The sequence below is a fragment of the Corynebacterium renale genome, assembly GCF_002563965.1.
GTDB classification, from domain to species: domain Bacteria; phylum Actinomycetota; class Actinomycetes; order Mycobacteriales; family Mycobacteriaceae; genus Corynebacterium; species Corynebacterium renale.
Genome location: NZ_PDJF01000001.1, coordinates 1,249,900 through 1,262,384, shown reverse-complemented (window position 1 = coordinate 1,262,384; position 12,485 = coordinate 1,249,900). Strand labels below are relative to the sequence as shown.

General features: G+C 61.8%; 6 protein-coding genes. 2 read left to right on the top strand and 4 right to left on the bottom strand.

Going from position 1 to position 12,485, the window contains the following annotated elements; genetic code table 11:
• Positions 1 to 7 precede the first annotated feature (7 nt).
• Positions 8 to 286 (bottom strand): DUF3618 domain-containing protein, encoded by a 279-nt coding sequence (locus ATK06_RS05940; protein WP_048380148.1) that lies wholly within the window; start codon positions 284 to 286, stop codon positions 8 to 10.
• Between the two features lie 30 nt (positions 287 to 316).
• Entirely contained in the window at positions 317 to 1,030 is a 714-nt protein-coding gene (locus tag ATK06_RS05935) for a DsbA family protein (protein ID WP_053072749.1), read from the bottom strand.
• A 59-nt stretch (positions 1,031 to 1,089) separates the two neighbouring features.
• On the opposite strand from ATK06_RS05935, the gene bcp reads away from it, so the two are divergent.
• Positions 1,090 to 1,560, top strand: a complete 471-nt coding sequence (bcp, locus tag ATK06_RS05930; RefSeq protein WP_048380151.1) for a thioredoxin-dependent thiol peroxidase — start codon at positions 1,090 to 1,092, stop codon at positions 1,558 to 1,560.
• Positions 1,561 to 1,607: 47 nt separating this feature from the next.
• Here bcp and acpS read toward each other — a convergent pair whose 3' ends face one another.
• Positions 1,608 to 2,000: a holo-ACP synthase AcpS gene (gene acpS / locus ATK06_RS05925; RefSeq protein WP_098389004.1), complete on the bottom strand. Its 393-nt coding sequence runs from the start codon at positions 1,998 to 2,000 to the stop codon at positions 1,608 to 1,610.
• 132 nt (positions 2,001 to 2,132) lie between these two features.
• On the opposite strand from acpS, the gene ATK06_RS05920 reads away from it, so the two are divergent.
• Positions 2,133 to 3,497 (top strand): HNH endonuclease signature motif containing protein, encoded by a 1,365-nt coding sequence (locus ATK06_RS05920; protein WP_053072751.1) that lies wholly within the window; start codon positions 2,133 to 2,135, stop codon positions 3,495 to 3,497.
• Positions 3,498 to 3,500: 3 nt separating this feature from the next.
• On the opposite strand, the gene ATK06_RS05915 is transcribed toward ATK06_RS05920, so the two are convergent.
• On the bottom strand, positions 3,501 to 12,317 hold the full coding sequence (locus ATK06_RS05915; RefSeq protein WP_169916304.1) for a type I polyketide synthase: 8,817 nt from the start codon (positions 12,315 to 12,317) through the stop codon (positions 3,501 to 3,503).
• Positions 12,318 to 12,485 lie beyond the last annotated feature (168 nt).

Below are 12,485 nucleotides of genomic sequence, written 5' to 3'. Positions count from 1 at the left end.
GGTGATTTTACTTCTGCGCGGAAAGAAGACGCTGCAGTTCCTTCAAATCCTTGTTCTTGCGGCGGCCACGCACAATAGCAATGACAACGATGCCCGCAATCGCAGCGCCAACACCCGCCAAGACCTTCTGCACCTGCGGGTCCTGCAGCTTCGAAGTAACCTGGTTCTTTGCATCCTCTGCGAGGTTTGCAGGCTTGGTACGGTCTGCAATCTGGTCTAAGGTCCCAGCCAGCTGACGGCGGGTGCGTTCAATATCGCGCTCAATATCGTTGATGTCTCGTGCCACGATTATCTCCCTATACTAAGATTTTGAAAACTATTTGGCCAGTGTAGCAAGCTCGGACTCAATCAGGTCACGCAGCTGGGCCTGATCCATGGACTCCAATTCGGCTGAACCCACAAAAACGGTAGGAACAGATTGCAAGCCAGCTGCGATAGCCGCCTTGGTGTCTTTTTCAACAGCTTCCTGCAAATCCTTGGCACCAATCCGGGACTCGAACAACGCTATATCAGGCACGCCGGCGACGGTAGCGACGTCGACAAGCTCCTCCACTGTCCACTCGGGGTGCTCCCCCATCCCGAACCTGGAGAATGCTTCCTTCTCAAACTCGGTGTATTTACCTTGCTCCCCGGCGGCGCGCAGGGCGGTGGATGCGCGTTCGGAATCCTTGCCCAGGATGGCAACGTCGTAGAGGTCAACGCGGGCGTCACCGGCGTCCACGTACTCCTGGATAACCGGCATCATGTCGTGGGAAAACACGGCGCAGTAGGGGCAACGCAGATCTGCAAACTTCACCACACGCACTGGGGCATCTGCCTGACCGACGCTTGCGGTAGCCGTCAGTTCTGGAGCCGCAAGCTCTGGGGTGGAGTTCGCCCCAGAGGTCTCCGAGGTAGCTGCCGAACTCGATGTGACCGCCGTCGAATCTGCGCTCGAACCAGACTCGTCGGCGGAACACGCAACCAAGCTACCTGCGAGGGCAATACCGACTATACCTGCAAGAGCACGTTTGATATCAAAGCTGACCATGCCCACATCCTACGTCATCGCGCCCCGCCATTGGGCCGGAGAAGGCTATAGTCGGTGCCATGGCAGAAACAGTACGTTTGGAAAAGGGCGATAAGGCCCCAGAATTTACCCTGACCGCCGACGACGGCTCCACCATTTCCCTCGCAGATTACGCAGGCCAACGCGTTATCGTGTACTTCTACCCTCGGGCCAACACCCCGGGCTGCACCACCGAAGCGTGTGATTTCCGCGACTCTTTGACAGAACTGAACGATGCTGGCATCACCGTCCTTGGAATCTCCCCCGATAAGGTTGAAGCCCTGCAGAAATTCAAGGCCGACCACGACCTTAATTTCGCCCTCCTGTCTAACCCCGACAAGGACGTCCTCAAGGCTTATGGTGCTTTTGGGGAGAAGAACAATTACGGGAAGATTGTAGAAGGCGTCATCCGTTCCACCTTCCTTATTGAGCCAGATGGCACCATCGGCGAAGCAAAGTACAACGTGAAGGCCACCGGCCACGTTGCTCGTTTCATTCGCGACCTCGCCTAACACCCCGTGAAACAGTGCGCCGCCCTCATCACCTGTGAGGGCGGTTTTTAAAATTCACCTACAACATGGGCGACCGCATAGTCCTGGTCGTGGCTGATGGAAAGACTCACGTGTTTCGGTTCGACCAACTGTGCCACCTCACCGGCGAGCCGGAAAGCTACTCGACCCCACTGGTCAGCCACGACCGTAATCTCCGAAAAATCCACTCGATCCGCCGCAATCACCGGGGGCCGCCCGTACAGCGATTGGGACCACGCCTTGATAAACGCTTCCTTCGCTGCCCACCGCCCCGCCAAGTGCTCTTGGCGTCGAGCACCTGTGTAACGTGCCGCGAGCCGCAGTTCGTGCGCGGAAAACACGGACTCGAATGTGCTCCCTGGGGTTTCCAGTTGGGCCGCGAAACTAGAAATGTGCACAATATCGATCCCGGTAAAAAACATAAGTCCCATTATCCACAAGCTGAAATCATCGCGGGCTTAAAAGGGCTAGTTATACACAGGCTGCCAAAAAAGTTCTTGCCCACCACCAGGAAGCCTCCTTAGTGTGAAAGCACATCACTGAAAGGGGGAAGCATGGACAGCGTTCTCGACGAACTCGACGCCGCGCTCACGCACATTGAGCAGCGACTGTCTGAACCCTCCGCGCTGCTCTTTGAACAATATCAGGACCATTTCGTGGCCCTAGAGAAAATACTGAAGAAAGTACCGCTTATCGACGCCCACATCGCTGCCAGCGCCGACATGGCAGATGCCGGGCGGTTCTACAAGTCTGGAAACACTGCCACGTGGCTTGTAAAAGCATTGGATATTTCCCGTGCAGAAGCAAACGCCCGGTTACGGCGCGCCGTCGAACTACACGGCGACCCCACGAAGGGTTCTGATCCCGAGGAGGAGGCCAGGACGCAAGCACGCCGCCTGGCAGCGCAACGAGGCAACCTCAGCATGGAAAAACTCGACCGCATCGAAAGGGAACTCGCCGAGCTTAATCCCGACACCGAAAAATCCGCTGAAGTCCTCTTCCGCGAATTAGTTGGGGTGGCAAATACGATGACACCCGACGAACTGACTATGTACGCCCGTGAACAGGTTCGTACCCAGAACAGAGGGAATCCGGATCCACTCCAGCCGTGGCGCAGGCGTACGGCCTGGATTTCTGAACCAGACCCTAACGGCGGCGTTCGTTTTGGCGGATATCTGCCGCCTGGTCCTGCGGCCTTGTTGTACCTTGCTTTGGGTTTGAATCGCAGGCCGGCCTCGGAAGATCCGAAGAACCCGAGACCGCACGGTTGCGATCCACTTGATAAGGATGACAAACGGACACCGGCGCAGCGCCGCGCGGATGCGTTCATCGAACTTCTCAAAGCTGCGGCGCACCAGGAGAACACGGCGCGTGGCGGATTGGCTTCGCTGGTCATTTCGGTCAGCGCGAAAGATCTGGTCGAAGGCCCAGAAAATGGGTACTTCCCTACCAACACACCAGTGGAGCTGACCGCCTGGGACATTCTGGGCTTGGGGTTAAGCCAGCATGGGTTTGGGGTTCTGCACGACCCGAACACCGGAAATCCTCTGATAGCGGGACGCATGGAACGGTCTGCCACACTTGAGCAGAGGATGGCACTCTTTGCAGAACAACTCGTGTGTGGAACGCCAGGGTGTTCACACGCAGCGTATGAGTGCCATGCCCACCACATCGTGGATTGGATCAGCGGTGGGCGCACCGACATAGAAAACCTCATCCTGGTATGCCCGCCCCACCATCGCGAAAATGATGATCCCCGGTCGGCCCCTCACAGGGGATTCCACGACCGAGATTCCAGAGGCCGGCCGGGCTACCGCACGCACAAAGAAGCCCCCGTCGAGCACAATGACTCGGCGAAGGCTAGTCGCTCAGGTGGCGCGAAAGTCCGCGCCACCGACTGGGGGTGGGCTACAAAGTAGTGCCTACGGAACCAACTTTCCGTCCACCAGACGGGAGGACTCGCTGAGGAGCACTGCGGCTTCGCGTTCCTTCCGGCCTGGTCCTGCCCCAAGATTGCGTTCGAGTGGTCGCTGGTAAAGATCGTGACCACCATGCATGGCATCATCGAGGCGACGCTGCCCGTCGCGCTCACGTTCGCGTGCTGTTTCCTGCCACGCGTTCGCCGCTTCTGCCCCGCGCTGGCTGCGCAGGGCCGTGATAAAGGCGGCGGGGTGAACGAGGGCGACGAGGGCGGAGACATGGCCGAAGCCCAGCGACGTCACCAGACCGGCCTTGAGGTTTCCTGCCGCGAGACGTTTGCGAAGCCACACCATGTGGGAGTCCTGCGCAAGCGCTGGATCCACGCAGTCAAGACTGCGGTTTGGCGGAATGATTCCGGTACGCAACACCTGGGTTAATCCAACGAGTTGGAATGCTGCGGCGCCACCCTTAGCGTGACCGGTCAGCGTCTTCTGCGAGACAACAAATAACGGTTTACCTGGGGTTCGCCCGAGTTCGGCAGCGATGCGTTCGTGTAGGTCAGACTCGTTCGGGTCGTTGGCGTTCGTTGAGGTGTCGTGCTTAGAAATCACCGCAATGTCGTCCGCGGAGACACCGACTTCTGCCAAGGCGTGCGCCAGCCGCGATTCAGTACTGCCCCGTGCAGCAGACAGCGCACCTAGACCGGGGGCTGGGATGGACGTGTGTGCGCCGTCGGCAAAGGACTCCGCGAAACCAACGACCGCTAACACCGGCAAACCGAGGTCTGCTGCAACCGTGGCCCTGGCAAGAACTATGGTGCCACCGCCTTCGGACTCCACGAAGCCTGCGCGGCGCCTGTCGTTAGCTCGTGAGAAGTACCGGTGATCGATGCCACGCGCCTCGAGGGCGGCGGAGTCCGCGGTTGCGGCCATGTTGCCGAAGCCGGTGATTCCTTCGACCCCGAGGTCGTCGTAGCCACCCGTGACAACTACGTCTGCCTTACCGAGGCGAATCTTGTCCATGCCTTCTTCAATCGATACCGCTGCGGTCGCGCACGCTGCGACGGGGTGCACCATCTGCCCATAACCACCCACGTAATCCTGCATGACGTGGGCTGCGATGACATTCGGGAGGGCTTCCTGGAGGACGTCGTTGGCGCGGGGTTCGTCGAGAAGCCTGTCCACATAGATCCCACGCAGGGATTCCATGCCACCCATGCCGGTGCCCTGTGTTGAGCTGACGCGTGCCGGGTGCACATGGGCAAGCAGTTCGGCGGGGCTGAATCCGGAGCTGATGAACGCATCCACGGTGCACACCAGGTTCCACAAGGCCACGCGGTCCAGGTTTTCACACATATCGGCAGGGATGCCGTAGCGTGCTGGGTCGAAGCCTTCTGGGATTTGGCCTCCGACGAAGCGGGTCATGGCCATGCGTCGCGGTACGCGCACAGCGGAGCCTTGCTGCCTGGTGACCAGCCACTCCCCTGATAGTTCTGCCGGATCAGCGGGGGCAATCACCGTGGTTGCAGGCTCGGAATCGCGGAATGTTTCCGCCACGCCTCGGTCAGCCACTGTGAAGGTGAGATCGTGGTCGAGGTAGATTGTGGTCAACTCTGGGGCCAGGTTATCGACCATTCCGAAATCGTCATGGTAGCGACGCACCCCAATGCGTTGCCAGACCTCGTCGTGGAAGCGGTCGTAGATCTCCGTTTCGGGGATCTCGTTGCCGTCGGCGTCAATCCAGCCTGGGGTGCGCCCTGTAGTGTCCCACGTGATGAGCCCCATGGACCACGCCAGTTCCGCAACGCCACCAGCCGAAAGCTGGCCACCGAGTTCTACGTCGTAACGGGTGCGGCTCGAACCGAGTGGGGACAGTTCGCCGGCGCCGACAATGACAACCATGTCCTCCAACTTTTGGGTCACGCCGTCGAACTCTGGTGTTGTCTGTGGAAGTGGACGTGCGGGGGCCGGGAGGGCGTCGAGAAGCTCCCGCTCAATAGCCTCTTCACCGGCGGTAACGTGCACTGAACGTGCTAGGCCAGGCAGGTCGATGTCAGCTTCACCCAAACCGCCGGTGAGATCCACCGTGACTGGCCCGGTGGCTGCTTCCATGCGCACCTCAGGTAGTGCGGCCGCAATGAGCTCGGCAGCGATCTCGTCTGTGGAGTATGTGCGGACACCGAGCTTCTCGACGGCTTCCACAAGCGGGTCATTCCCGCCCATGAGACCGGTGCCGCGCACCCAGCCGATCAGTGCGTGCACCAAGCTGGTGCGCTGCCCCCACACGGGTTCGGCGTGCCAGCGTGTGACGAAGGCGTCGAGGGCAGCCTTCGCCTCGCCGTAGGCGCCATCCCCGCCGAAACGACCGCGGTTCGGGGAACCGGGAAGAACCACGTGCATGCGGTGCCCAATGTGCGTGTCTGCCCCCAGGGAAGACAGGCCCGTAACCAGGCGTTCTACCGACCACACGAGGAGACGCATCTGGTTTTCCGCTACTGGGCCGGCGTCGGCAGCCGTGCCGGAAACCGGGGGCGCGGCAAAGGGGAAGACCAAGGTCGGCACCATCGCCGGCTTAGTCACCACGGACTCGGCTCCGACTGTGGTGGTTTGTTCGGAACCAATCCAGGAAATCAGGGAGTCGACGTCGCTAAACGACGCCAAGTTGGCAGCCACAATCCACAAGACTGCCCCACCCCTGGCGTGTTTCCGGTACAGATCTTTGTAGAACTCGAGGCGATCGTGGTTGAGGGAATTCGTCGTAGCAATAACCGTCGCACCGCCAGCGAGTAAGCGTGCGGTCACGGAGGCCGCGATGGAGTTCGGGGACGCACCCGTCACGACAGCGATGTCGCCTGCGAATTCGCCAGGCGTGGTATCGCGCGCTTGTTCTGCAAGATGTGTGAGGCCGTAGTATTCGGCCATCGCAGCGACAGCATCGCCGGTTCCCGTGACGTCGACTTCGCTTTCGTCACACAGTCCCAGGCCGACCTGTGCAACGTCCTCGCGGGCAGAGGCCCAGCGGTCGTCGAGAAGCACCGCGCGACGCGCGTCAAAACGCGGGGTGACGGTGTGCGCCCACTGCGGCCCGAGTTCTGCTGCGACCAAATCTTCGAGTTCTGTATCCGGAATCTCCGCGACTGGCGCAGGGGCTTCCACTCCGAGGGTTCGCAGAAGGTGACGGGCGGTCGAGGCCAAAACACCGTCCTCGCCGGTGATGGTCGCTGCGAATTCGTCTAATGCTGCGGAGTCAACCTGCTGGCCACCGCCGCTATTGGCCTGCGCTTTGGCCACGCTCATTCCATGTTCGGCGGCGACAGCGTTCACGGCTGCGTCGATAGTCGAATCGAGGTCACCATCGAATACCGCCAATTCCCCGCCGCGCAAGGACGCCCCTTCGCGAGTCCCCATCACCAAAGCGGCGATCACATGCGTGACCCACCCTGGCCCAAGGCCCCACGCGGATTCAATCCGTTGTGCAACATAGCCTGGTTTCTTGCCAGCCGGGCCGGTGAGACGGCGCAGTGCGTCAGCGACCGTCTCTTTCAGGACCGGCCCGAATGCCTGGTAGCCGCGGGCAAGACTCGTGACCTGCTCACGCAACTGCGGCAGTGGTGCGTCGGCGGCGCCGTCGATAGCACCGACGCCGAATTCCACACCAAGGTCCAACAGGAGTTGGTTACGCCGCGAAGAGACTCCCTCCACCAGGCTTTCGACGTTGTCAGTGTCGCCCATCTGGTCTGGGCGCACCTTGGTCCACAGTGCAATGAGCATGGTGACGGCGTCAGCGGCGGTAAACGTCAGATCGGGAGTATCCCCGGTTGCACCTGAAGCGGGCGCAGGCGCCGGCTCGGGTGTGGTCGCCACTGGTGCAGGCTCCGTATGCGTTTCTACGGGAGCTTCTGCAGGGGTGTCCTCAAGGGGTTCCTCACGCAGCGCTTCATCCTCCGCGAAAACGAGGGCACGGTCGCGTTCCACGTTAAAAATTTCGGCCGTCGCGCCCGCATACTGCGGGAGGCGCAGCGTTTGACCGAACATGTTGGCCAAGGTTGGCGAAGAACCAACTCCGATTTCCACCACGCGGTCTACCGGAAGGTGGCTCAAGACGAGTGCTTGGGTTTCAATCCAACGCACAGGCGACGCGAACTGCCACGCCAGGAGTTCTACCAGCATCGTCCGCGCCGTCGCCGTGCGGTGCTTGCCGAAGCGCTCGGGATCCTGGAGCAGCTCGCGGATTAGTGGCGAGTCCACAACCTCGAGCATGGCGCCCAAGAAGTCGTCGGTGAGTTCAAAGGGCCGTGCCACCAGGTTTGGGATATAGCGGTGGGCTAGCACGCTCTCGTTGACATCGTCGGGCAGCAGTGAGTCGAGGTGTTTGCGGAATGCGGGCACGCCGTCGCGAAGCTGAGAGGAGTGGAACGGAACGTCAATGCCCGGGATGGGGATGAAGGCACGCAAACCCGGCGCGCGGCGTTCAGCATCCTCGCGCAGGGCGTGCAGCCCGGCGCGCGTTCCAGCGACGGCGTATTGGACACCGTCGATGTTGTAATTAACGATCTCCAAGAATTCGCCGGTGCGCTGGGAAATAGTGGCGACGTGCTCGAAGACGTCGTCGGCGCTGAGCCCCATTTTGTTGGGGCGCAGGGCGGCGAGCCCATAGTTGGAGTTACCGTTGACGTCACGTTCGACAAGCCTGTCCATAGTCAGGCCACGCCGGTACACGATTTCCAGGACTGCCTCGAGAGACAGGACCTGGGCGTAGGCGGCAAGCGCATTGTATTCGCCGACGGAGTGGCCAGCGAAGTAGGCACCCTGGACCAAGACACCGGCTTCTTCCAGCTCGGCGACCTGCGCCACGCCTAGGGTGGCCATGGCTACTTGGGTAAATTGCGTGAGGTAGAGAACACCGTCTGGGTGGTGGAAACGCTCACCATTGACCACGACTTCGGCCGGGTTGTTGGCCACAATGTCAACGATGGAAAAGCCCAGCGCCTTGCGGGTGTGTGCATCAGCGCGATCCCATACTTCGCGGGCTGCCGCGGAACGGGCGCGCGCCTCCATCCCCATGCCGGGGCTCTGGATACCTTGGCCGGGGAATCCGTAGAACGTGGTGGGCTCTGCCATGGTGGCGGTCCCCGTGAGGACCACGGAACCGTCGACGGTTGCGGTTACCGTGCGGACTTCGCCCCTGCCCGTACGGGTGTCGACGCCCGTGCGGTCAACGGTGAAGCGGACCTCCTGGCCAGGGAACACTGGAGCCACCATCTGCGCAGAGAATTCCGCAATCTGGCCACCACCGAGCTGGGCGGCTACTTCGGCAACCGCAGACGTCCACATGCCGTGCACGATGACCCCAGGCAGTCCGGCGAGTTGTGCCGCCACCACAGAGGTGTGGATGGGATTGTGATCACCGGTGACCGCCGCGAAAGCATCCATCGTCTGTGGCGCGATGACCGTGAGTTCACCACGCTGTGACGATGGAGTGCTGCGGATGTCGCGCGCCGGTTCTGCTGTGGGGAGGTGTTCTGTGCCGACCCGCCCACGGATCATGAACCGCTCGCTCAATGTGGCTACCGGTTCGCCCGCGCGTGTAAGTTCCGCGCAGACTGCCACGATACGGCCGGCTTCGGTATCGGTCACGCACGCAGAATCGGCGGTCACGGTGTAACGCCCAGGCGTAATGTCTGCGTGCACGCTTACTGTGTGGTCGAGGTGCACCAGGGAAAGCATGCCCTCTACGACCGCTTCACCTGCGGTGGATTGTGCAGCGCTCACAGCGGCGAAAATGGCAGGCCACGCCAACCCTACGAGGACGTCGGGGGCTAGCTGACCATCTGCAGTAGATGCCTGGTAATCAGCAATATCGGCCGCCTGTAACTCGGCCTCATGACGGAACCCAGTAGCATCTTCTTCCGGCTTTAGTCCTCCGGCTGCCAGCAGAGTCAGGTCCTTCATTGCGGAGGTCGCAGCTTCAGCGGAGACTCGAGGCACGAAAGCGGGGTCAGAAGAAACCTCAAAATCAATCGTGAGGGTGCGCCCGTAGTCGAGGCACCACGTCGCCGTGACGGTGTCACTGTCGGAGGCTCCACGCAGGACCGCGCCACTTGGGTGCGTAGCGTTGTTTCCCGCACGCTGCCATTGCCCACCGAGCGCACGCACGGCGTTTGGGCGGTGGCGGCCGGCCCAGGAGACCGTAGGGGCGTCGAGAAGCATGTCGACAGCGGTGCGGGAATCTTCCACAGGCTCCTGCCCCACCGTAGCGACGATGGCGTCGTTAAAGCGGGCAAAAATGTCTGCTACTGGCTCGTCTGCCCGAGTAATCCCCGCGACGGCGACCGGGCCCGGGATGATGCACACCTGGTCGGCGTCGTATTTCGGGTCGTGGGCTTGCCACAGGGAGTCCGAACGCCACCGGCGCCGCACATCCGCGTCAATGACGGGCACGAAGTTGGCAGGCTTGCCGGGCGCGGACACACGCGCAATGAACCACTGAGCGTCCGAGGAGGTCAGAAGATCTGTCGTTGCGGCCGGGTAGGCCTCGAGCAGCTTCGCGACGACCTCCCGGGGCGCGACCTCCGCCTGGGAATAATCCAGGACCGGCTCAAATGTCCCGTGGTCGCTATCCGTGAGGCGGGCTTCGGTGCGCTTGAGCATGTCCACGAAGCGATCACGCCACGTCACGTCCACCCACTGCGTCCAATGCTGGCCATCCGGGCCGGCAAGTTCAAGGTAGCGGTCCAGCCACTGCTGGTAGGTCATGGAGGCCGGATCACCGAAATACGGCTTGCAGGTCTTGTTGATGGCGGTGATTATTTCGGCGCGCCGGGCTTCCACGGCTTCTGCGTCGCCGGCGACCTCGTCGAGGAGGCGTCCTGCGCGGGCGAAGGAATTGTTGATTTCGTAAATATCAGCGCCGAGCTGGGATAACCCAGAAGCCATGTCGCCTAGCGCGCCGCCGGCGGGAATCCAGTCGCCGCCACCGCGGGTGTTGACTAGGGCTTCCTTCACCGAGGGCGACGCGGTGGATTCTTGGGCTGCCATGGCGACGGTGCCCAACATGATGGCGTCGACCGGCATCGCGGGCATGCCGTAGGCCTGCGCCCAGGAACCGGTCACGTAAGCGGCGCCAACCTCCGGTGTACCGATGCCGCCGCCTACGGTGAGCACCACGTTCTCGTGGGCGCGGATCTCCGCATACGTATCCAGGAGCAAGCCATCGAGGTCCTCCCACGAATGGTGCCCTCCAGCCATGCCGCCCTCAACCTGCAAGATGATCGGAATCTCGGGGATGCGGGCGGCAACGCGGAGCACCGCACGGATGTCGTTTGCAGCACCCGGCTTGAAGGCTACCCAGGGGAAACCGTCCGCGCGGAGGCTTTTAACTAGCGCGACTGCCTCCTCTGTTTCTGGCATGCCGGCGGAGATGGTGATGCCGTCGATTGGTGCACCCGTGGCGCGGGCCTTGGGCACGAGGCGGGAGCCTTCAATGTGCATGCGCCACTGCTCTGGATTTAAGAACATAGCGTTGAACTGGGCTGCGGCACCGTCCTCGAGTAATTTCTCCAGTTGAGCTAGGTGCTCCTCCAAAATCGCTGGGGTAACCTGGCCGCCTCCCGCAAGTTCGGCCCAGTGCCCAGCATTAGCGGCCGCCGCCACGATGTGGGGATCAACCGTAGACGGAGTCATACCGGGCAGCATGGTCACGCTGCGGCCGGTCAGCTCAGTGAAACGGGTGCGCACTGCCGGCTGGCCAGCGTGGTCAACAATGCTTGGCGCCCAGTCGGACCATGGCCGGGGTCGCGCTGGAGCAGCACCAGGGCGGAAGAGTAGGTCTTGGCCGGCGTCGGTTCCGGCAGCGATTACGCCGACGCCGCGGCCTGCTACAACCTTCTCAGTGGCGGTGGCCATACCGGTGTCGGGTCCTAGGTCGAGGATCCAGTCCGCTGTGTTTCCTGCGAGTTCGGCAGGCCAGTCAACGGGGCGCGTCATAACTGCCTCAGCCAAGCCTCGGGCCCATTTTTCGTCAAGACCACACGTGGCCGCCCACTCAACGACCTGGTCCACGCCATCAGAGAGAAGAGGGTGGTGGAACGCCGCTGCGATCGGCAGCTCTTCTACCTCCACTTCCCCGTCAGCGGAGGCGAGTGCCTCGGCGACCGCTGTAGTATCCGCAGGACGGCCCACAACTACCCACGACTGGCGTCCGTTCCGCAGGCCCACGGCGGCTCCTTCGCCGCTGGCGCCAGCCGACAGTGCAAGAGCGCTACGCAGCGCCTCTTCTGCAACGCCGCGCACCAAAACCATGGGGGCGCCGTCGGAAGACGCGCGCAACCCGTGAATACGCGAATACCGCGACACCGCAGCCCCGATAAGCTGTGCGAGAGCAAGCGTCCGCGCAGCGTCGCGGTGCCCCACCCAATCCGCTGCGAGCACGCCCTGGGAATGTCCGTACACTCCCGACGCCGTGCTGAGGTCAAGGCCCTGCTGTTCAAGGCTAACGACGGTCGCCAGCTGCGTCAGCGTAATCCCGGGGACACTGACCGCAGGTTCAGTGAGCCACGCTTGCGGGCCTTCTTCGCGGTCTGCCCAGTCCAGCGGGGAGAAACCGCGGGGACGCGCCGCCCGAAGTTCGCCTGCGACAGGCGCGAGGAGGTCTTCAGCGCCGGCGAGCATGTCTGCAACGTGACGTCGATAAGCGCCCACGGCTACCCGCTGCAACCCTGTCAACCACAGGAATCCCTGCCCTGCGAATGCGACGGCGTATGTGTGCCGCCCGGGTTCTGCCGGCGCTCCGAGCGCGTTGGCGAGCGTCTGTGGTGCGATGGTGTATTCGGTGCTTTCAGTCACAGGCTTCAAGGCTCCTCGTGATGGTTCCAAAGTTTCCTGGGTGAAACTATGCCACAGGTGCTTTCCAAAAACACATTTCGACACAAGCCCGCCAAACGCACGAACACCCCGCCACTGAATTTTCTTCAGCAACGGGGTGTGCAC